Genomic DNA, 22,270 nt, shown 5'->3' with positions numbered 1-22,270 from the left:
GTTCAATGCGCAACCTTTGGAAGCGATCATCATGCGCTCCGCCGCTTCTCGGGGGCGCGTCTACCGGCGCTGCAGCTGCCGGGACCAGCTGCACAAGCAGCTCGGATCACTTCGAAGCTGTCCACGACTCCTCGCCGATCCTGATCATGGCACGCGGACGTTCGCCCTCGATGTCCCTCAGTGCGCGCCGGGGCGTCACACCGTCCGTCGTGGCGGCTTCCCCGACCGGGACACCGCCGCACAGGCCCTGCGGCGCCTGATCGACACCGCTGGTGCGGGTCTTCTCGCCGATCCGAACCAGACGGTCGCCGACTACCTGATTGCCTGGCTCCAGGCCAAGGCCATGACCTTGAAGCCGACGACCACGGTCCGCTACCGCGCCTACGTCGAAGACGATCTCGTCCCCGCGCTCGGGAAAAACAAGCTCGACGATCTCGGCTACGGTCACATCGCGGCCTTCGTCCGAGCGCAGCTCTCGCGCGGACGGGGGCCAGTCACCGTTCACCGGATCCTCGCCACCTTGTCGAGCGCACTCGGCGAGGCTGTCCGGCACCACCGGCTCGACCACAACCCCGCCCGGCCCACGCTCATCCCCCGGCCGGCAGCCGCCGAGCGTCACATCTGGACCGTCGACGAGGCTGTGGCCTTCCTGCGGTACTGCCATACGGCCGATCCGCTCATGGCCGATCTTGTCGAGGTCCTCATCGGCACCGGCATCCGCAAGGGAGAAGCACTCGCTCTGGGCTGGGACGACGTCCGCCTCGACAAGCGCGTCCTCTATATACACTCGACGCTCTCCACGACCGCGAACGTTTACAGCCATCTCACCACTCAGGCCGCCCGCGAAGCCGTCGACGCCATCGACAAAACCCTCACCCAGGCCGACCGGCCACCCACTCTCCCACGTCCGATCCCGGCAGCGGTGAGCACGTGCGACCACATTGCGACCACAAACCGACGTAACATCAGAAAGGCCGTTCCCTCATCACGAGGAAACGGCCTCCGACCTGCGAAAATCGCTGGTCGGGACGGCGGGATTTGAACCCACGACCCCTTGACCCCCAGTCAAGTGCGGGGCCGTCAAATCCCTGACAATCAGCGCAAATTGCCGTGAAATTTCGTTAGATAAAGCGCTGGTTGTCCGTTTACGCGCATGACGCGTGGTCCCCGAAGGGTCCCCAGCTCCTCCATCACCTCGGCCGCCTCGCGCAGTTCAAGGTTTGTCAGCCGACGACAACACGAACGTAGCGCCGCCTGCGGCACGTTCTCGCAATTGCGTCGGCGAGGTTCTCCTATGCGAGGAGCGGTTTCCCGGCATAGCCGAAGGCACGCAAGAGGTAGGCCTGGTCGATGGGTTCGGGGTCCGGGAGGCCGCCGATGGCCTGGAGCAGGTGTGTGCGGTCGTACGTGCGGCGGTGCATGGCGTATTCGAGCATCCGGGCGCCGTGCTGGTGGATGCTCGTCTCGTAGCGCGTCGGGGCCGGAACGGAGCTCTCCAGGGATACGGCCAGACCGGGGTACCGGGACTCGAAGGCCGCGAAGGCGACACCGAGACCCGTGTTGACCGGGTGGGTCACGTGCATGGTGCGCAGGCCGGGTTCGCCGGCTCGGGAGCGGACCGCCCGGACCATGGCGCGGACGGCGTAGTCCGCCTGGAGCAGGTTGAGAGTGGCCCGGGGGTCGCCGGTGAGGCGCAGGCGGAACTCGTCGCCGCGGCGGTGCGCGCGGGCGAGGAGCCGGTCCGCGGCCTTGGCGTGACCCGCTTTGCCGCGCAGGATGTCGTCGACGACCCGAAACAAAATATCGAGCGGCTGGCCGGGAAGCCCTTGGGGTACGCGCCGGTCGGTGACCAGCAGACTCGGTCGCAGGATGGTTGCCGTGCGCCGGGGGGCCGACCGTGCCCAGGCGTGCACGAGGCGTTCGGCGGTGTGCTTGGTCTCCTCGTAGGCGGTCTCGAACTCCTCGTTCTCCGACAGGTCCTCTTTGATGCAGCCCTGACGGCGTCGGCCGGCCACGAAAGCGGTGCTGATGTGGGCCATGTGAGCCCGGGGTGCCTCTTCGACGAGCTGAAGGACATGCCGGGTACCGAGAACATTGGTCTTGTAGAGCGGGACGGGGTCGCCTTCGAGAGCCAATCGGGCTGCGCCGTGCCACACGGTGGTCAGACCGTCGACGATCCGTGCGCGGTCTTCGGAAGGCAGACCGAGACCCGGATCGATGATGTCGGCGCCGACATAGCGCACCCGCTCCAGTGCCCCGGGCGGGAGCGGGGGGCTGTCGAGCCATGTCACCGCGGATTCGGTGCGCTCGCGCAGCTGTTGTGCCGTGCCGCGGCCCAGCACGGTGAATGTCTCTTCCGGCCTGTCGGCCAGGAGCTCGCGCAGGAGACGGCAGCCGAGGAACCCGGTTGCACCGGTGAGCAGTTCGGACACGTGGCAGGGCTCCTCTGGGTCGGCAGCGTCGGCCGCTTCGGCAGCGCGAGGGAGTAACGTTCAACTTTAGGGCAGGACAGGGAGTTTGAGGCAACCCATCACTGATTCGGGTGAAACGTGCCGCCGGAAACATCCTCCGCGGCGGCTCAGGGCAGACGTCAACTCGACCTGGTGTACGTCGTGTTGTCATCCCTCCTGGCAAGAGAGGCCGTGCCCATGTCCAAGCCGCGGGCCGATGTTCCACAGCCCATCGCCATCGTGGGGGCGTCATGCCGCTTGCCCGGCGGCATCAACGGTCTCGATGACCTGTGGAAAGCCCTGCGGCAGGGACGCAACCTGGTCGGCAAGGTTCCGGAAGACCGGTTCGATGTCGGCGTGTTCGTGGATCCGGCCATGCCGAGGCCGGGAAAGAGCTACACCGCGGCCGGAGGGTTCCTCGACAACATCACGGACTTCGACGCCGGCTACTTCGGCATCTCGCCGAAGGAAGCCGCGCACGTGGACCCGCAGCACCGCCTCCTGCTGGAGCTGGCAACGGAGGCCTTCGACGATGCCTCGATCGCGCCGGCTTCCCTGGCCGGCGGTGACACCGCGGTCTACATCGGCATCTCGGACGCCTCCTACGGGGCCCTGCAGATGCAGGAGCCACGGATGATCGGCCCCTACACGATCTCCGGCGTGGCCTCATCGATCGCCGCAAACCGGCTCTCCCACACGTTCGACCTGCGCGGCCCGAGCATGGCGGTGGACACCGCGTGCTCCTCCTCGCTGGTCGCCCTGGACCGGGCCTGCCGCACCCTGTGGGACGGCACCAGCCGTACCGCCCTGTGCGGCGGGGCGAACATCCTGATCAGTCCGTACCTCTACGTCGGCTTCTCGCAGGCCGCGATGCTGTCGCGGCGCGGGGCGTGCGCATCGTTCTCCGCGGACGCCGACGGATTCGTCCGGGCCGAGGGCGGCGGCATGGTGCTGCTCAAACCGCTGGACGACGCCCTGGCCGACGGGGACCGGGTGCGCGGTGTGATTCTGGGCAGCGCCAGCAACTGCGACGGCAGGACGATGGGCCTCTCCCTGCCGGATGCCGAGGCCCAGGAGGACCTGCTGCGGCGGGTGTACGCGGACTTCGGTGTGCGCCCGGACGAGCTGGTCTACGTCGAGGCGCACGGCACGGGCACGCCCGTGGGCGACCCGGCGGAGGCCCAGTCGATCGGGCGCGCCCTGGGCATCCGCCGGATCGGCGGGGAGCTGCTGATCGGCTCGGTCAAGACCAACCTGGGCCACCTCGAACCCGCCTCCGGCATGGCCGGGCTGTGCAAGGCCCTGCTGGTGCTCGAGCACCGAATGGTGCCGGCCTCCCTGTACGCCGAAAATCCCCACCCCGGCATCGACTTCACCGGTCTCGGCCTCCGTCTGGCCGACAAGAACTGCCCGCTGCCCGCCACCGACCGCGCGGTGGCCGGGGTCAACTCCTTCGGCTTCGGCGGCGCCAACGCCCACGTCATCGTGGCGGCTGCGCCGCCGGCCCCCGAGCTCCCCGCGAGCCCGATGCCTCCCGAGGGACTGCCCGTCGTGGTCTCCGCCCGTACCCCGCGGGCGCTGGGTGAAGCCGTCTCCCGGATGGCCGGCCACCTGGCCTCGGCCGCTCCGGAGGACTTCTACGACCTGGCGTACACCTCCTGCCGTCGCCGCGCCCTGCACGAGCACCGCGCCGCCGTCTTCGCCCGCACCCCCGCCCAAGCGGCGCAGCAGTTCGCCGACTTCGCCCAGGGCGACCTCCACCGAACGGGCACGGCGGTCGGCGTCGGCCGTATCGCCTTCGTCTTCGCGGGAAACGGGTCCCAGTGGGCGGGCATGGCGGCCGACCTGTTCCGAGCCGACCCGGTCTTCCGCGAGACGATCGTGGAAGCCGACGCCGAACTGGCGCCGTGGCTGGGCTGGTCCGTGGCCGAGCAGCTGGCAGCGCCGGCCGAGCAGTGGCGGCTGGAGGCGACGGAGGTGGCCCAGCCCCTGCTGTTCGCCGTGCAACTCGGCGTCATCGCCATGCTGCGTGCACAAGGGGTGCGCCCTGCGATGGTGGTGGGCCACAGTGTGGGAGAGGTGGCCGCGGCCTGCGCTTGCGGGGCCCTCTCCCTCGGCCAGGCAGCCCGCTTGGCCGCCGTGCGCAGTCGGACACAGGCCAGGGCCGCCGGCAGTGGGCGGATGGCTGCAGTCGGCCTGGGCGAGGAGCGCGCCGCCGAGGAACTTCGCTCCTTCGGGCGGGGGTTGGAGATCGCCGGGGTCAACGGCCCCGGAGACGTCACCGTCGTCGGCGCCGCTGCCGCGCTGGCCGACTTCGGTGCCGCTCTGCAGGAGCGCGCCGTCTTCTTCCGCGATCTGGGCATCGGGTACGCCTTTCACAGCCGGGCCATGGACCCGCTGCGAGAGCCCTTGCAAGACGGCCTTGCGGGGTTCGATCCTTCTGCGGCGGCCGTTCCCTTCTACTCCACGGTGACCGGTGCTCAGACCAACGGGCAGGATCTGGATGCGGAGTACTGGTGGAGCAACGTGCGCCGACCGGTGCGCTTCAAGGACGCCGTGGAGCAGTTGATCGAGGACGGAGCCGACGTCTTCCTGGAGATCGGTCCGCACCCGGTGCTGCGTCCCTATCTGCACCGCATCGCCGAGACGCGCCCCCGGAGCACCGTCGCGGTGGTGCCGACACTGCGCCGCGGGGCCGACGGGCCGCACGCTCTTGCCACGGCCCGGGCCGCTCTGGTCGCAGCGGGCGCGCGCACCGACTGGGACCGGTACTTCCCGCGTCCCGGCCGGCCGGTGGCTCTGCCCGCTTATCCCTGGCAGCGTGAGCGGCACTGGGGGAACGACACGGGGCGGTGGGCGGGAGCCGGCAGGCGGGAGCATCCGCTGCTGGGGGCACGGACGGAAGCCCCCGTCCCGGCCTGGGCCGGAGCCGTCGAGCCGGCCGTCGTGCCCTGGCTGACCGGCCATCGTGTGGGCGGACCGGTCCTGGTGCCGGCCACCGCGTTCGTGGAAATGTGCCTGGCGGCCGGAGAGCTGGCGCTGGGCACCGCTGCAGAGGTCGAATACCTCGACATCGCCCGGGGTCTGGTCGTGCCCTGGGAGGACGCCTCCGGCACCCGTGTCCAGACGGTGTTCAACCCGGATGACGGTACGGTCCTCATCTCCAGCGGCGATCCGCACACGGCCGGCACGCACGCCCGTGCCCGGGTCCGTACTCTGCTGGCCCGGCGTCCGGCGGCCACGGATCCGGATGCCTGGCGCGCCCGGTGCACCGAGCGGATCGAGCCGGAGCACTTCTACGCCTCGTGCGCGGGCGTGGGCCTGTGCTACGGGCCCGGCTTCCAGGTCCTCGGCGAGTTGCACACAGGACCGGGCATGGCCATCGCGCGCTACACGCATGACGCTCCGGGGGACCCCTACATCGTTCACCCGGCTCTCCTGGACGGGGCGTTGCAGACCGGCGTCGCGCTGCTCCTCGGCCGGCTCGGGGCGGGCCTGGCGTACCTGCCCTGCAGCATCCGAGCCGTCCGCGTCTGGGCCGCCCCGTCGACGACGGGCTGCTTCGCGGTCCGGGAACGGTCCCGCACACACGAAGAGGTGTGCTGGGACATCCTCGTCACGGACCCCGACGGCACCGTGACCGTACAGCTCGAGGGCTGCCGCCTGCGCCGTATCGCCTCCGACCGGCGCCGTTCGCCGCAGATCACTCACACCGTCCTGCGTGCCGCACCGCCCCCGGAGGAACCAGCCGGCCCCTCCCCGCTGCCTGCACCGCACGAGCTCGCCGCCGCCTGCGCCGGGGACATCGAACGGTTGCGTGCCGACGGGCGCGAGCTGCGCTGGGACCGGTTCCTCCCGCTCGCCGTCAAGCACTTCCTGCGTGCCTTCGCGTCCACGGTCGCCTGCGCGCTGCCCGCCCCGGCCGCCCCGTTCACCGCGGACGACCTCGCCGCCGCGGGATTCGACACGGAAAAGTACCGCCGCCTGGAACGCTGGGCGGCACCGGAACTGGTGAAGTGCGGGCTCGCCGAGCGGCGTCCGGACGGCCGGCTGCGCCTGACCTGTGAGCACACCGCGCCCATGACCGACGGGTGGGAGATCGTCGACAGCAGCCCCCGGCACTGCGTGGAGCTGGCGCTGTTCACCCACCAGGCCCAGCGTCTCGAAGCCATCCTGCGCGGCGTCGAGGATCCGCTGGACCTGCTGGTCGAGGACTCCACCAGCAAGGTTCTGGAGCTGTTCTACGACATTGCGCCGTTCTGCCGCTTCCACAACCGCATCGTCCAGACGCTGCTCCGGGAGATCGTGCGACGCTGGCCGACGGACCGCCCCCTGCGGATCCTGGAAGTCGGCGCGGGCACCGGAGGCACGGCCGCCGCACTGTTGCCCCTGCTTCCGGCAGACCGTACCCGCTACCACTTCACCGACGTCTCCGCGTACTTCCTGCCCCGGGCCCAAGCCCGCTTCGCCGGCTACGACTTCGTCGAGTACCGCACCTTCGACCTCGACGTGGATGCCGCAGAGCAGGGCTACCGTGCGCACTCCTTCGACCTGGTGGTGGCCGCGCATGCGCTGCACACCGCGAAGCACCTGCCGGATGCGCTGCGCAGGCTCTCCGCACTGCTGGCGCCCGGTGGCCACCTCCTCGCCATCGAGCCGCACACCGAAGACCTGCCTCTGCCGATCTTCGGAACGTTGGACAGCTATCACACACGCGACGACACCGATGTGCGGCCCGACTCACCTCTGTTGTCCCGGGACCGGTGGCCCGGGATGCTCACGGACTGCGGGTTCTCAGGTATCGCCCGGACCGGCCACGACCAGGCCCCGTTGCGCGAGGGCAGCTCCGTCATCCTCGCCGCCACCCCCGCCGGACCGCCGTGCACCACACCCGCAGCAGCCATGCCTGCCCTCCGGGCCGGCACCCACCACCTGGTCGCCTCCGCGGCCGACAGCGTCACGCCACTGGCAGGCGCCACGGTCGAGGCCCTCGCCCGGGCGGGCAACGCCGCCACCGGCCCGGTAGCAGCCGGGTCCACCGAACAGGAGTGGGCCGGCCTGCTCGGGCGTGCCGCCCCGCAGGCAGGAACGCTCGCCATCACGCTCCTCTTCGGGCCGGCGGACGAGCGCGGACCGGACGCCATCGTGCAGCACACGGCTGGCCGGCTGGAAACGCTGCGCACCCTGGCCGCCGCCTGCCTGGACCTGCCCGGCGCCGTCCGCCCGGAGATCTGGCTGGTGTGCGACTCCAACCCCGCCCTGGCCGCAGGCCCGGACCCGGACGATGCCCCGCCGGTCGCTGCGGCCTTGTGGGGCGCAGCCCGCTGCCTGGCGAACGAGTACCCGGCACTGCAGTGCCGGAGGGTCGCCCTGACCCCCGCCGAGGATCCGGAGGACGGCGCCCGCAGGCTCGTCCGCGAACTCCTCGACCCCGGCGCGGAGGACGAGATCGTCCTGACACGCCACGGCCGGTTCGTGCCCCGCGAGCAGGTCCGCCCCGTGGCCGTCCCCTGGGCCGCACCAGCCGGACACGACCGTGCGTTCACGTTGAAGGTCACCAACCCCGGCCTGTCCTACCGGCTCTCCTGGCAGGAGACCGGCCTTCCGCAGCCCGGTCCCGGACAGGTGCTCGTCCAGGTCAAGGCTGCCGCTCTGAACTACCGCGACATGATGCAGGCGGTCGGGCTGCTGCCGGAGGAGGTGTTCGAGGACACCGTCCTCGCACAGTCCCCCGGGGTGGAAGGAGCCGGCGTCGTGGTCTCCTGCGGCGAGGGCGTCACCGATTTCCAGCCCGGTGACCGGATCGCCGGGTTCGCGCCCGCCTTCCTCGCCTCGCACACCCTGGCCGATGCCCGGTCCGTCTGGCGCCTCCCGGACGACTACCCGGTGACGTACCAGGAAGCGGCGACCCTGCCCATGGCCTGTGCCACGGTGCAGTACGCGCTCGGCACCCTGGTCCGCCTGCAGCCGGGGGAGACCGTGCTCGTGCACGGCGGAGCGGGAGGCGTGGGCCTGGCCGCGACCCGGTACGCGGCAGCGCGCGGCGCACATGTCATCGCCACTGCGGGCAGTAGCGTCAAACGCAGCCTGCTCCGCAGCCTCGGCGTGGAACACGTCCTGGACTCACGCAGCCTCGAATTCGCCGAAAAGGTGAAGGAGATCACCGGCGGCAAGGGCGTCGACGTCGTCCTCAACTCCCTTGCCGGCGAGGGCATGGTGCGCAGCCTGGAACTGGTCCGCCCAGGCGGCCGCTTCGTCGAACTGGGCAAGCGTGACCTCTTCGAGAACAAACCCCTGCTGCTGCGCCCGTTCCTGAACAACATTGCCTTCTTCGGCATGGACGTGTCGAAGGTGCTCACCGATCCCCAGGGCATCACCGCACTCCTCGCAGAGGTCGCCGAAGCGGCTCTGAAGGGCGGATTCCGTCCACTGCCGCACAACGTCTTCCCCGCGGCACGCGTCGCGGACGCCTTCCAACTCCTCCAGCACTCCCGGCACATGGGCAAGATCGTGGTCACCTTCGACGCCCTGGACGAACCGCCCCTGGTGGAACCCCTGCACCGCGCCCCGCAACTGGACCCGGAAGGCACGTACCTCGTCACCGGCGGGACCGGCGGCTTCGGGGCGGCGACCGCCGCGTGGCTGGCCGACTGCGGCGCCAGGCACCTGGCCCTGGTCAGCCGCCGCGGACCGGAGGCCCCGGAGGCGGACGCGGTCCTCGCCGCGCTCCGACGCCGCGGCGTGACGGCCACCGCCCACGCGGCCGACGCCACGGATTTGGCGCGGATGACGGAACTCGTCGCCGGCATCGACGCGGGCGGGCATCCGCTCCGAGGGGTCGTGCACTGCGCCATGCACCTGGACGACGAGGACTTCCTCGCGCTCAGCATCGAGCGGTCGAACGCCGTGCTGCTGCCGAAGATCGCCGGAGCCACGGTGCTGGACATCCTGACACGTGATCGCGAGTGCGATCTGTTCCTGCTGTATTCCTCGTTCGTCACCACGCTCGGCAACGTCAAACAAGCCCCGTACGTGGCCGGCAATCTCTACCTCGAAGCCCTCGCACGACAGCGGCGCCGCGCCGGCCGCCCCGCTCTGGCCATCGCCTGGGGCCCGATCGCCGATGTGGGATTCGTCGCCCGGAACCAGCTCGCAACGAGCATGGCGGGCATGGGCTTCGAAGCAGTGCCTCCAGCCGAGGCATTCACCACCGCCGGGACCCTCTTGGACGCGGATGCCGGTGTCGCCTCGGTGACCCGGGCCGACTGGAACCGGGCACGCACACTCTTCCCCACGACCGGCAGCCCGCGCTTCTCCGACCTGGTGCCGGAGGCCACCGGTGATGTAGGGGTCAGCAGGGAGGAACTGGTACGCGCACTCGGCCAGTTGTCCAGGCAGGACGCCCTGGTCCACTTGACCGGCCACCTCGCAGGGCTGCTGGCCGAAGTCCTCCAGATGGACGTCGAGGACATCGATCCGCACGCACGTGTCGACAGCTACGGCCTCGACTCCCTCATGGGCGCTGAATTGCTGGTCAAGGTGCACAACCGCTACGGCATCGAAATTCCACCCATGGAGCTGCTGCGCAACGCCAACGGCACACTCACCGACGTCGCACAACTCGTCTACATCCGACTCGGCCTGAACCCGGACCAGAATGTTCCCGCGCCCACGGCCCCGGCGGGGACTGGTCAGTCGCCCTCACACCAGCCGCACCAAACCAGGACCCGGACGCGAGACACCGTCCGCCAGTGAACCGGGTGGACGGCACACATCAAGGGCGGTCCCGGAGCCGCGCCGCCCGGGCCAAACCCCCCGAGCACCGTTGTCGGACGACGGCTCTGCCGCGGTTGGCGGCTCTCCCTGACCGGGCGTGGCGGGGCTCCCCCTTCTGCTGCGGCCTGTTCGGCCCTTCATTGAGGACTGCGCATCCTGAATCTCCGCTGGTCAGTGGCGCTGGCGTGGGAGACCGGTGGTCTACTCGCCCTGGTCGAGGGCGGGAGTCTGGAGCGTAGATCATCTGACAGATCGGGAATGGGGGTTTCCCGCTTTGGCCACGCTGCCGGTGATGGGGTTCCTACGATCACCGGCGGGGTGTCGGGCCGTTCGGGAGGGGAGACCGTGTCGTCGCTGGAGAAGATCGCAGCTCGCCGGGCCGAGCTGGACCAGCTTGCTGAGGCGCTGGCCAAGCAGCTGGCTGAGGTGGATGCCGAGCGCGAGGAACTCGCGGTCGCGGAGCGGGTGTTGCGGCGGCTGTACGAGCAGGAAGCCGAGGCCACAGGCGTGCCCGGCGCCGGGACACCGCAGCGGGTGCAGGTCGCGGGCCGGCCGGTGCTGAAGGTGCCGCACCGCAGCGAGGTGTCGGATGCGTCCGCGCTGCCCGGCGACTACCAGCGGATGCTGCAGATCGCGCAGGCAGCGGGCGGGCCGGTGATGGCCAAGGAGGTCGGCGCCGGGCTGGGGATCGACGCCTCGGTGCCGGGCCGGCTGGAGCCGCTGCGGGGGAAGCTGTCGAAGCTGGCCGGGCGGGGCTGGCTGCACAAACTGCCCAACGGCACTTTCATCACCCGGCTGTGATCCGCGCCCGTCAGGCCGTAACGGGCGGGCCCCCGGCCCGGGTTGAGGAGGTATGCCTACAACCATCATCCCGGCCGGGGACCACACCGGGCTTGTCTATCAGTGCCGGCTGCCGCTGTCCACGCAGACCCTGTGCTTCCTGACCGGGCTGCTGAGCGCCCACCTGAAGAAGATCCGTTCCCGGTGGCGCAAGCTCCCGGCCGGGCGGATCGCGGTGATCGTGCTGGCCGCGCTGCGGCATGACCAGCGCCTTGCCGTCCTCGCAGGCGGCAACGACGTCTCCCGCACCACCGTGGACCGGTGGCTGAAGGAGACGATCGAGCTGCTGGCCGCGCGGGCGCCGCGGCTGGAGCGGGTGCTGGCGAAAATCGCCCGTGAGGGTGGCAACGTCGTGCTGCTCGACGGCTCACTGATACCCACCCAGCGTCGCACCGGCCTGCCCATGAAGCGCCGCTGGTCGGCGAAGCACAGGCGGCACGGGCTGCTGGTCATCGCCCTGACCGACGTCAAGGGGCGGCTGTTGTGGACCTCCACCGCCCGCCCGGCGCGCGGCTCGGAGATCACCGCGTGCCGCCACGACGACCTGGTCGGCCGACTGCGCGAGGCCGGTCTCGCCGCGATCGCCGACCTCGGCTTCGTCGGCCTGGACGACGACATGGGCGACCCAGCGGTCATCACCGGCTACAGAAGCCCAAGGGCAAGAAGCTCACGCCGGCGAAGAAGCTGGTCAACCAACTCATCGCGGCAGAACGGGCGGTGTGCGAGCACGTGTTTGCACACTTGAAGAACTGGCGCGTGCTGACCCGGCTCCGCCTCGACGTGAAGTGGGCCACCCGACTGGTGCGGGCGCTGATGATCCTCACCCAGCACGAGATCGCCCGCTGACCGACGGTCTTCACCGTAGACACCCGCCGCTGACCGCCACGAGTACGACATCACCCACCCATGCCACCCCCGTGACCTGCACGTTCAGGTTGAACGCAACTCACTGAGGGTCACACCCAGCCTGGGCCACATTCCCGCCACCCTGGTCAGCAACGGCGCCGTCGACCGGAGCGTCTACGGCTGGATCGCCGACGGTGCAGGTCGCTCATCGGTCAAGAACAGCCTGGCCGTGCTGGTCCGGGTGATGGAGCAGGCCAAGCGCGACGGCATCATCACCGTCAACCCCGCCCGGATCAGCGGCTGGCAGAGCGAGTTCAAGAAGGCCGAGGACGAGCTCGACAACCCCCGCTCCCTCGCACTGTCCGACTGGGGCACTCTGGTCAGCCTCGCCGACGCCCTGGTGGACCGCTCCTACGGGCAGTACGTGGGCTGGGGCAGCGTGGTCACCTTCGCCGCGTGCACCGCCGCACGCATCGGCGAGGTCTCCGGCGTCAGGGCACGCGACATCGACACGGTCAACTGGATCTGGACCGTGCGATGGCAGACCACGCCGGGGCCGGGCGGACTGATCGACAAAGGCACCAAGGGCAAGATGGCCCGGCGGATCCCGCTGATCGAGGAAGTCCGCCCCCTGGTCGCCCAGCGCCTCCTGGCCGTCGGCCACAGACCCGACGCCCGCCTGTTCACCGGGCCGCGTGGCGGTCGCATCACCACCGCCGTCCTGCGGGACGCCACCCACTGGGACGAGGTCGTCGCCGCACTCGGCTACGAACACCTGCGCCGCCACAGCCTGCGCCACACCGGCCTGACCTGGCTGGCAGACGCCGGCGTCCCCCTGTACGTCCTGCGCGTCATCGCCGGTCACGGTTCGCTGCAGACCACCCAGCGCTACATCCACCCCGACCTGCGCGCTCTGGTCGCCGCCGGCAAGTCCCTCAGCACGCACCTCCGGGGCGCCCCGGCGCTCTCGAAGCCGCTGGCAGCCAGCCTCCAGGCGTTGTGAGAATTACACAAACGCCCGAAATGACTCGCGATCTTGGTCCCCGGCGAAACATGGTCTGATCAGGGGTTTTCCCGACGCCCTGGTCCCCAGGCTGGTCCCCGAGCACCTGACACGTAGTCAGATAGATCCGCTCTCAACGAGACGCAAAATGCCCTCTGACCTGGGATTTCTCCCAGGTCAGAGGGCGTTTTTCCGTGTCGGGACGGCGGGATTTGAACCCACGACCCCTTGACCCCCAGTCAAGTGCGCTACCAAGCTGCGCCACGTCCCGGTGCTCGTCCGGCCCGGGCTTTCGCCCTTGCCGACCGCGCATGAGAACAATACCGCACTTCACGGACCGCTCGCGCACGGCTTTCGCCAAGCCTGTGGATCTTGTTCCCCCACGCCGTTCTCCCAGGTCGGTGGAGCTTGAGGGGGGCGAGACCCCTCCCAGGCCCGGGCCGCCCCCGTCCACCCCACCCATTCGGGTGAAACCCGGCTGCCCCCTTCCTCCCTCCGGCCCCACACCACACCCCCGCCCCCGTCCAAGTGAACAGCTCTCTGTTGACCTTCGACCCGGGATACGTGCGACCATCGGCATTTCCGACTTTCCGATGCCGAGCCGCCTTCCAGCACCTCAACACCCCGACCCAGGAGGACAGTTGGACACCACCCTCTCCCGGCGGAGATTCCTGCAGGCGGCGGCCGGGACCGCCGCCGTGGCGGGTGCGGCCGTCGCGTTGCCCGTGGATGCCGTTGCCGCCGCTGCGGAGGCGGGGAGGACCGGGCGGGCGGCGGCCGTGCTGTCGTTCAGGGAGGCCACGAACGGGGCGGGGACGCTCTCCCCCGCCGGTGACCGGCTGATCGCCGAGGTGCAGAACGTCCTGTGGTCCGTCCCCCGCAAGGGCGGGGACGCCGTCGCGATCACCCCGGCCGATCTCGAGCCGACCCGGCCGGTGTACTCGCCCGACGGCCGCAGGCTCGCGGTGTGCGCGTACCGGGGCGGGGGCTTCCATATCTGGACGCTGCGGCCGGACGGCTCCGAGCTGCGGCAGCTCACGGACGGCCCGTGGGACGACCGGGGGCCGGCCTGGTCGCCGGACGGCACGCGGATCGCCTTCGCCTCCGAGCGCGACGGCGACCCGGTGGCGGGCAGCCCGTACCGGGTGTGGGTCGTGGACGTGCGGTCGGGTGCACTGGTCCGGATCTCCGGAGTGGCCGGGCAGAGCGGGCCCGCGCAGGACGGGGCCTGGGAGGACTTCGACCCGGTCTGGTCGCCCGACGGCACGCGGGTGCTGTTCGTGCGGGCGCGGGTCGGGGCGGCCGGGCTGGAGGCGCGTACGGTCGTGTCCGTGCCCGCCGACGGACGCGGGCCGGTGCGCGTGGAGCACGCCGACGGCGGCACCGGACAGGTGATGACCCCGGCCGTGTCGCCCGCCGGGCGGCTGGCCTATCTGCGGACGACGCCCGCCCCCGCCGCCTCCTGCACGCTCGTCGTGGACGGGGCCGCGGTGCCGGTCGACGGGGACGTGGAGCCGGTGCCGCCGCGCTGGGTCTCGCGTGACGAGCTGCTGCTGACCGTGAGCGGCGAGTTCCGGATCATCCGGCCGGAGGCCCTGGGTGCCGGCGCCGCCCCGGCCGCCGACTCGCTCCCCCACCCCTCGGCCGCCCCCTCCCCCACCCCGCCCGACGCCCGGGCCATGCCCTCGGTCACGATCCCCTTCTCCGCGAAGCTCCCGGTCGACCGGCCGCGCTACCGGGTCAAGCAGTACGACTTCGACGGCGGCGGAGTCCGCCCGGTGCGGGCGCTGCACCTGCCCGCGCTCTCCCCCGACGCCCGTCAGGTCGCCTTCGCGGCACTCAACTCGCTCTGGGTCGCGGACGTCTCCGGCGGCCGGGCGCCGCGCCGGGTGGTGACGGCCGACCCCACCCGCTACCTCCTGGCGCCCTCCTGGTCGCGCGATGGGAAGGCACTGGTCTACGCCGACGACCGGGGCGGGCTGCTCGCGGTGCGCCACCACGACCTCGCCTCGGGCGAGGAGACGGTGCTGGCCGACGGCGGGCGCGTGCACCCCGCGCTGTCGCCGGACGGGGGGCGGCTCGCCTGCCTGGACATGTCGGGAAATCTTCTGGTGAAGGACCTCGCCACCGGCAAGGAGCGAGTCCTGGTGGCCCCGCTCGGCGGGGGCGGGCTGCCGGGCAGGCCGAGCTGGTCGCCCGACGGCCGTTTCGTCGCGCTGTGCGACCGGAACCGCCTGAACCAGCGGTTCCGTGAGGGCTACAACCTCATCCGGGTGGTGGACACCGCCACCGGCGCCGCCCGGCTGCACGCCATCGCCCCGCACGCCTCGGTCTCCGACCGCTACGACTCGGGCCCCGTCTGGTCCCCGGACGGCCGCTGCATGGCGGTGATCAGCGAGTCCGCCCTGTGGCTGCTGCCCGTACGGGCCGACGGGACGCCCGACGGCGAGCCCCGCCGCCTGACCGACGAGGCCGCGGACCACCCCTCCTGGGCCGCCGACGGGCGCCGGCTCCTCTACCTCTCCGCCGGCCGGCTGCGGCTGCTGGACACCGGGGACGGCTCGGTCCGCACGGTCCGGGTCGCGCTGGACTACCGCCGTCCGGCCGTCGCCGACACCGTCGTGCACGCCGGCCGGTTCTGGGACGGAACCGGCTCGGCGGTGCGCGAGGACGTCGACCTCGTCGTGCGGAACGGGCGCATCGCCGCCGTCGAGCCACACCGGCCCCGGCGGGCCGCCGTGCGGACGGTCGACGCCTCGCGGCAGACGGTGATCCCCGGCCTGTGGGACGCCCACACCCACCCCTGGCAGTACACCTACGGCGGGCGGCAGACCGCCCTCCAGCTGGCGTACGGGATCACCACGGCGGTGTCCCTCGGCGGCTTCGCCTACGAGCAGGCCCGGCTGCGCGAGGCCGTGGCGGCCGGGGAGCTGGCCGGTCCCCGGCTGCTGACCGCCGGGGAGCTGCTGGACGGCCCGCGCGTCGCGTACACCATGGGCCGGGCGCACCGCACCAGGGACGGGCTGCGCCGGTCGCTGTCCCGCGCCGCGGCCCTGGACTGGGACTTCGTGAAGACGTACGTACGGGCCCCGGGCTGGGTGATGGAGGAGGCGGCCCGCTTCGCCCACGAGCGGCTGGGGGTGCGTGCGGGCAGCCATCTGTGCTCCCCCGGCGTCCAGCTGGGCCAGGATCTGACGACCCATCTCCAGGCCACCCAGCGGCTGGAGTTCGGGCACGCGACGACGGCGACGGGCCGCTCGTACCAGGACCTGGCGGAGGTCTACACCGGCACCGACTTCCGCATGATCGCGACGATCTTCACCTCGGTGCCACTGCTCGGCCTCGATCCCGGCCTGGCGAAGGACCCGCGGGTGACCGCCATGATGCCGCCCTGGGACGCCGCGGTCGTCCGGCAGACGGCCGGCCAGGCGCCGACGGCCGACCAGCTGACCACGCTGGGCCGGGAGGTCGAGGTCTACCGGCGGGTACTGGCGGGCGGCGGCCTCGTCGCCCTCGGCACGGACGCCCCGCTGGTGCCCGTGGGCCTCTCCCTGCACATGGGGCTGCGCGCGCTGCACCGGTACGGGCTGTCGGCGGCCCAGGCGCTGCACACGGCGACCGTGGTGCCCGCGCGGGTGTTCGGGGCGGAGCGGGACCTGGGCACGCTGGAGGTCGGCAAGCTCGCCGACGCCACGGTGATCGACGGCGATCCGTTCACCGACTTCGACACGCTCGTACGGACGTCCTCGGTGCTGCGCGGCGGGGTCCTGTACGAGCAGGAGAAGCTCGTCGGCGCGTACGAGCCCGTGCGGATCCCCGCGATGCGCGCGGCCGGCAACCGCACCGACTGGCTGGAGGTGGGGCGGCAGCTGCGCCGCGACTCCTGCTGCGACATGGAGCAGCTCACGCACTGAGCAGAGCGCAGGCCGGTGTGCCGGGGAAGGCGTTTGGTGTCTGCCCCGGCACCCGCCTCATGCCTGGAGAACGACGTCGGCGTCGCCCTCGCCCACGACGTCCCCCGCCACGGCTTCGGTCACGTCCGGCCAGCCGCCCGCCGGGCGCACTGCGACCGGGCGCCACCACAGCTCCAGCGGCAGCCCCGCCTCCGGTTCGAACGGCTGCCCTGGCCGGGGCGCGGCGACCCGCGCGCCCATGCGCCGGGCCGCGGCGACGGTCCCTTCGGCGGGCTCCGCCCAGGGGTGCGGCGCGAGGCTGAAGGTGCCCCAGTGGATGGGCAGCATGACCCCCTGTGCGGCCCGGCCGCCCTGGAGGTCGACGTGGGCCTGCATGCCCTCCTCGGGCTCCATGTGGATGTCGGGCCAATGTTCGGAATACGCCCCGATCTGCACCATCGTGGCGTCGAACGGGCCGTACCGGGCGCCGATGTCGGCGAAGCCGGGGAAGTAGCCGGTGTCGCCGCTGTGAAAGATGCGGTGCGTGGGGCCCGCGACCACCCAAGAGGCCCACAGGGTGTGCTGAGTGTTGCGCAGGGCCCGGCCGCAGAAGTGCCGGGCGGGCGTGGCGGTGAAGGTCAGCCCCGCGAGTTCGGTGGACTCGTGCCAGTCGAGTTCCGTGATCCGCTCGGCCCGTACGCCCCAGTGCTCCAGGTGGGCACCGACGCCCAGCGGGACGACGAAGGCCGTGCCGGTGCGGGCCAGCGCCCGGACCGTGGGCATGTCCAGGTGGTCGTAGTGGTCGTGGGAGATGACCACCGCATCGAGCCGCCCGGTCTCGGCGAGCGGCACCGGCACCGGATGCAGCCGCCGGGGCCCCGCGTGGGCGAAGGGCGAGCAGCGCTCGGACCACACCGGGTCGAAGAGCACCCGGCCGCCGTCGATCTCGGCCAGCACGCTGGAGTGCCCCATCCAGGTGAGCCGGAGCCCCGAGGCGGGCGGGACGGCCAGGTCGGCGACCGTCGTGGGATGCACGGGCACGGGGTGGGCGGGGGCCCGGCGGGCGCGCTCCTCCTTGCGGAAGTACGTGGGCAGGACCGACAGCATCGAGCCGGCCGGCGTCCGCCGGGGCCCCTCGGGGTTGACGAAGACGCCGTCGGCGAAGTTCGGCGACCGCCTGATGCGCGCCATCCGCTCCCCCGCCGGATCCGCGCCGAACGCGGCCGGGCGCAGAGCGTCGAGCGGTGAGCTGGTCGGGCGGAAGCCGGTCACGGCACCTCCAGGGCGAGGGGGCACCCCCATGCCGAACGGGCCACAGGGGAAGGCAGGTCACCTCATTATCGGCCCGGCCGAAACGGGCGTAGACACCCCCTACAGCCCGCTCACCCTCAGCGTGATGTTCAGCCTCCCGTCGAGACCGAGCCAGGACGGTGCGGTGCCGGGGAAGGTGCGGGGCACGCCGTGGTAGGCCGTCCGGGCGTCCCCGCCGAAGACGAAGAGGTCGCCGCTGCGCAGCTCGACGTCCGTCCACGGCCGGCTCCGGCCGCTCGTGTTCCCGAACCGGAAGACGCACGCGTCCCCGAGGCTGAGCGAGACGACCGGTGCGTCGGACTTCTCGTCGCTGTCGCGGTGCATGCCCATCTTCGCCTGCCCGTCGTAGAAGTTGACGAGCGCGATGTCGTACGGCTCCGTGCCGGGCTCCCGCCCGTACGCCCGGGCCACGCCCGCCCGGGCCAGCTCGCCCAGCCACGCGGGGAACGGCTTGACCGGGACGCCGTCGCCGTCGACGACGGTACGGGCGTACCCGTAGGGGAACCAGTGCCAGCCCAGGCACACGGTGCGCACCGACATCTCGCCGCCCGAGGGCATCCGTACGGTCCGCAGCCCGGCGGGCGGCCGGGCCCACTCCCGGCAGGCGTCCAGCAGGCGGTGCTGCGCGGTCGGGTCGAGCCAGCCGGGGACGTGCACGGCCCCCGGGGCCACCTCGGCGGGCGGCCGGGGGAAGAGTTCACCGTCCATGCGGCCAGCCTAGGCCGACCTGCGCTGATCCCTGTTTTCGAAAGAATTTCGCGGATGATGTCACACGGGAGACAGGTCCATCCGTCGTACCGGTGCAAGCATCCGCGACAGCACGATTGACGGAGGAACCGGCCATGGCCCGCATCCCGCTCGACCCGCCCCGCACCCTGCTGACCCGCCTCGTCGCCTGGTACAGCAAGCGGACCTACGGCAAGGTCATCGATCCGCTCCTGGCCCTGGCGCACCACCGCAAGGTGCTGCTGACCGACGCCCGCTTCGAGATGTCGCTGGGCCGCTGGAAGAAGCTCGACCCGCAGCTGAAGAGCCTCGCCGAGATGGCCTCGTCCGCGGCCATCGGCTGCTCATGGTGCATGGACTTCGGCTACTGGCTGAGCCACGGCCACGGCATGCCGCAGGAGAAGCTCCGCGACGTGCCGCGGTGGCGGGACAGCGACGCCTACACCCCGCTGGAGCGGGACGTCCTGGAGTACGCCGAGGCGATGTCCGCCACCCCGCCCGCGGTCGAGGACGAGCTGGCGGAGCGGCTGCGGCGGCAGCTGGGCAACGCCGGCTTCGTCGAGCTGACCGCGATGGTGGCGGTGGAGAACTTCCGCTCGCGCATCAACGCGGCGCTGGGGCTGACCAGTCAGGGCTTCAAGGACAGCTGCGAGATCCCGGCCCGCCGGGCGAAGACCGCCTGACACCGCCTGCACCGGCCCTTGCGGTCAGCCCTGGCGGTCAGCCCCTGCGGTCAGCCCCTGCGGCCCACTCCCCCGTAGAAGATCGTGTTGTTCAGCTCCTCGGGATCCGGCACCGGGCCGTCCGGGCGCCACAGCGGCACCCGGACCAGCCCGGGCTCCATGAGTGCGAAGTCGCCGAAGAGCGGCTCGATGGCGGTGCGGCCGCGCAGGTTGAGGGCGGCTGTGGCGTTCTTGTAGACGTTCAGCACGCCGTCCCGCGCCGCGTAGTCCGTGCGGCCCTCCGCGTACCCCTCGTAGGGCTCCTCCGTGGCGTGCGAGAGGATCAGCCAGCTGCCGGCGGGCAGGGCGTCGCCGAGGGTGGCGATGATGCCGGCCGGGTCCTCCTCGTCCTTGACGAAGTGCATGACGGCCACGAGGAGCAGCGCCACCGGCTCGCCGAAGTCGACGAGTTCACGGACGACGGGGTGGCGCAGGACCGACTCCGGGTCCCGGACGTCCGCGAGGGCGAACCCGGCGCCGCCCGCGTCGGTCAGCTTCGCCCCGGCGTGGGTGGCCACGATGGGGTCGTTGTCGACGTAGGCGACCCGGACGCCGGCGGCGGACTCCCGTGCCACCTCGTGGGTGTTGGGGGAGGTGGGGATGCCGGTGCCGATGTCGATGAACTGGCGGATCCCGCCGCGCACCGCCTCCCGGACCGCTCGCCGCAGGAAGGCCCGGTTGTGCCGGGCGGAGAGGCGCACCTGGGGGTGCGCCTCGATGACGCGCTCGGCCGCGACGCGGTCGACCTCGTAGTTGTCCCAGCCGTCGAGGTAGTAGTCGTACATCCGGGCCGGGTGCGGTCTGCTGGTGTCGATCTCCTCTGCGGAGAAGCCCTGTCCGCTCACGCCTTGCTCGATCACGCCCTGTTCCCTTCGGTACGCATGTGTTACGGCTGATGAGCCCGGATGCCCGTCCGGACGCCCTGTCAAAAGGCCCTGTCGGAAGGCCCTGTCCGGACGTCCTAGTCGGCGGCGCTCAGGCTGGGCCCCGCCAGCAGGAAGTCGGCCTCGCCGGCCTTCGCCCCCCGGATGAAGGTCTCCATCTCGTGGTGGGTGTAGATCAGCGCCGGGCCCTCGGGGTCGGTGGACTGGCGCAGGGCCACCCGGCCGTCGTTCAGCCGCATGACCTCGACGCAGCTGCCGCCGTTGCCACCGCTCCACGGCTTGGTCCAGCCCTCGGTGCCGAGGTCGCTCGCGGGCATGCCGTTGTATATGCGGTCCAGATCCATGGTTCAGATCTCCTTACGAATGCCACCCAGGATTGCCTTGGTGGTGTGTGCCGGCGCGGCCTGCGCGCACATGCGGTCCAGCGCCTCCAGGAAAGCCGAGACATCGTCGCGCTGGTCGAAGTACGAGGCTCCGACCAGGTTTTCGGCGTATGCGATGTCCGGAAGCTCCTGGATCGGGAACCGGAAGATATGGAAGGGGCCGTACATCGCCGGGTGCGGCCCGGCGGCGAACGGCATCAGCTGGAGGCGCACACTGGGCAGGTCGGTGGCCTCCAGGAGCCGGTCGACCTGGGCCCGCATGACCTCCGGCCCGCCGATGGGCCGGCGCAGGACGGTCTCGTCCATGACCACCCACAGCAGCGGTGCCCGGTCCCGGGTGAGCAGGGCCTGGCGCTGCCGCCGGACGGAGACGGCGCGCTCGACGTCGGCCTCCGGGGCGTGCGGCATGCCGGCGCGGAGCACGGCCCGGGCGTAGTCCTCGGTCTGGAGCAGTCCGGGGACGTAGTGCGGTTCGTAGGCGCGGATGAGATTGGCCTCTCCCTCCAGGCTGACGAACGCGCTGAACCACTCGGGCAGGACGTCCCGGAAGCGGTGCCACCAGCCGGGGCGGTTGGCCTCGCGGGTGAGGGTGAGGAAGCCGGCGACCTCCTCCGGGTCGAGCACCCCGTAGACGCGGAGGAGCTTCTCCACGTAGGGGATCTTCAGCCCGACCTCGGCCTTCTCCATCCGCCGGACGGTGGCGTGGGTGACGTCCAGGGCGCGGCCCGCCTCCTCGAAGGAGAGCCCGGCCTTCTCCCTGAGGTCCTGGAGTCGCTTGCCGAGCACGACCCTCAGGACCGTCGGGGCACCCGCCGGCCGTGCGTCCGCCACTGTCCACCCCCTCCAACTGCCGTCATATGCCAGCAGTGTGCCACGCAGTCTGTCGGGTCGACAGACTGTCCTTGCGATTCTGTAATTTACAGATTGAACCTTGCCACAGATGAGCCGTATCGCACATAGTTGCGGAGTGGTCCCCTCCCATGACGCACCCTCGCTCGGGCTCTGCGGCAGCTATCTCGCCGGCCGTCTGCAGGACGCCTTTCACTTCCCGGCCCTCAACACCTCGGTGGCGGAGGCGCGAAAACGAGTTCTCGCGCGGCTGCGGGAGTGGGGAATAGACGAAGTGGCGTGCGACGACGCCCAATTGGTGGTGTCCGAGCTGTTCACCAACGCCGTGCGGCACACGGACAGCGACAAGGTCAGCTGCCAGCTGCGGCTCAGCGGCGCGCGGCTGCGCATAGAGGTGGCGGACCAGGGGCACACCCCGACGGAGCCGAGGGCGCGGTGCAGCGGCGCGGACGAGGAGAGCGGGCGCGGACTGCTGCTGGTCGGCGCGCTGTCCCAGGACTGGGGGGTCCGGCCCGACGACAGCGGCCGGGGCCGTGTCGTCTGGGCCGATCTGCCGCACGGGCGGCTCGCCTGACCCCCTGGGGGGA

13 protein-coding genes, 1 tRNA gene and 1 pseudogene are annotated in these 22,270 nt (G+C 71.4%); 8 read left to right on the top strand and 7 right to left on the bottom strand.

Features of this window, described 5'->3' with window-relative positions:
- Window positions 1-16 precede the first annotated feature (16 nt).
- Window positions 17-1,042, top strand: a complete 1,026-nt coding sequence (locus AC1Z4A_RS27595) for a tyrosine-type recombinase/integrase (protein ID WP_483682574.1) — start codon at window positions 17-19, stop codon at window positions 1,040-1,042.
- 250 nt (window positions 1,043-1,292) lie between these two features.
- Here the strand turns inward: AC1Z4A_RS27595 and AC1Z4A_RS27590 are convergent, their stop codons facing one another.
- Complete coding sequence (locus tag AC1Z4A_RS27590; RefSeq protein ID WP_483682573.1) at window positions 1,293-2,432, bottom strand: SDR family oxidoreductase; 1,140 nt, start codon at window positions 2,430-2,432, stop codon at window positions 1,293-1,295.
- A 216-nt stretch (window positions 2,433-2,648) separates the two neighbouring features.
- Between AC1Z4A_RS27590 and AC1Z4A_RS27585 the strand changes: the two genes are divergently transcribed.
- From AC1Z4A_RS27585 to AC1Z4A_RS27570, 4 genes and pseudogenes are all read left to right on the top strand, one after another.
- Window positions 2,649-10,205: an SDR family NAD(P)-dependent oxidoreductase gene (locus AC1Z4A_RS27585; RefSeq protein ID WP_483682572.1), complete on the top strand. Its 7,557-nt coding sequence runs from the start codon at window positions 2,649-2,651 to the stop codon at window positions 10,203-10,205.
- Window positions 10,206-10,571: 366 nt separating this feature from the next.
- Window positions 10,572-11,027, top strand: coding sequence for a hypothetical protein (locus AC1Z4A_RS27580; protein WP_483682571.1), 456 nt, complete (start codon window positions 10,572-10,574; stop codon window positions 11,025-11,027).
- 52 nt (window positions 11,028-11,079) lie between these two features.
- Window positions 11,080-11,912: pseudogene (locus tag AC1Z4A_RS27575) on the top strand (transposase family protein).
- Between the two features lie 229 nt (window positions 11,913-12,141).
- Window positions 12,142-12,915, top strand: a complete 774-nt coding sequence (locus AC1Z4A_RS27570) for a tyrosine-type recombinase/integrase (protein WP_483682570.1) — start codon at window positions 12,142-12,144, stop codon at window positions 12,913-12,915.
- Between the two features lie 197 nt (window positions 12,916-13,112).
- On the opposite strand, the gene AC1Z4A_RS27565 is transcribed toward AC1Z4A_RS27570, so the two are convergent.
- Window positions 13,113-13,186: transfer RNA gene (locus AC1Z4A_RS27565), tRNA-Pro, on the bottom strand.
- Between the two features lie 370 nt (window positions 13,187-13,556).
- Here AC1Z4A_RS27565 and AC1Z4A_RS27560 point away from each other — a divergent pair.
- On the top strand, window positions 13,557-16,829 hold the full coding sequence (locus AC1Z4A_RS27560) for an amidohydrolase family protein (RefSeq protein WP_483682569.1): 3,273 nt from the start codon (window positions 13,557-13,559) through the stop codon (window positions 16,827-16,829).
- Window positions 16,830-16,886: 57 nt separating this feature from the next.
- On the opposite strand, the gene AC1Z4A_RS27555 is transcribed toward AC1Z4A_RS27560, so the two are convergent.
- Entirely contained in the window at window positions 16,887-18,080 is a 1,194-nt protein-coding gene (locus AC1Z4A_RS27555) for an MBL fold metallo-hydrolase (protein WP_483682568.1), read from the bottom strand.
- Between the two features lie 99 nt (window positions 18,081-18,179).
- A complete protein-coding gene (locus AC1Z4A_RS27550; RefSeq protein ID WP_483682567.1) occupies window positions 18,180-18,827 on the bottom strand; it encodes an alpha-ketoglutarate-dependent dioxygenase AlkB family protein in 648 nt (215 codons plus the stop codon).
- Between the two features lie 134 nt (window positions 18,828-18,961).
- On the opposite strand from AC1Z4A_RS27550, the gene AC1Z4A_RS27545 reads away from it, so the two are divergent.
- Window positions 18,962-19,528, top strand: a complete 567-nt coding sequence (locus AC1Z4A_RS27545; protein ID WP_483682566.1) for a carboxymuconolactone decarboxylase family protein — start codon at window positions 18,962-18,964, stop codon at window positions 19,526-19,528.
- Window positions 19,529-19,578: 50 nt separating this feature from the next.
- Here the strand turns inward: AC1Z4A_RS27545 and AC1Z4A_RS27540 are convergent, their stop codons facing one another.
- From AC1Z4A_RS27540 to AC1Z4A_RS27530, 3 genes are all read right to left on the bottom strand, one after another.
- A complete protein-coding gene (locus AC1Z4A_RS27540; protein WP_483683750.1) occupies window positions 19,579-20,424 on the bottom strand; it encodes an SAM-dependent methyltransferase in 846 nt (281 codons plus the stop codon).
- Window positions 20,425-20,528: 104 nt separating this feature from the next.
- The gene (locus AC1Z4A_RS27535; protein ID WP_483682565.1) at window positions 20,529-20,795 is read right to left on the bottom strand and encodes a DUF397 domain-containing protein; all 267 of its coding nucleotides are present in this window, start codon (window positions 20,793-20,795) and stop codon (window positions 20,529-20,531) included.
- Between the two features lie 3 nt (window positions 20,796-20,798).
- Window positions 20,799-21,665 (bottom strand): helix-turn-helix domain-containing protein, encoded by an 867-nt coding sequence (locus AC1Z4A_RS27530; protein ID WP_483682564.1) that lies wholly within the window; start codon window positions 21,663-21,665, stop codon window positions 20,799-20,801.
- Between the two features lie 136 nt (window positions 21,666-21,801).
- On the opposite strand from AC1Z4A_RS27530, the gene AC1Z4A_RS27525 reads away from it, so the two are divergent.
- Window positions 21,802-22,257 carry an ATP-binding protein gene (locus AC1Z4A_RS27525; protein WP_483682563.1) on the top strand — a complete coding sequence of 152 codons (456 nt, stop codon included), beginning with the start codon at window positions 21,802-21,804 and terminating at the stop codon, window positions 22,255-22,257.
- Window positions 22,258-22,270: the final 13 nt, after the last annotated feature.

Source organism: Streptomyces sp. 17_S59 (genome assembly GCF_056930295.1).
Note: the sequence above shows the minus strand (reverse complement) of the source record. Positions and strands in the feature narration are given on the sequence as shown.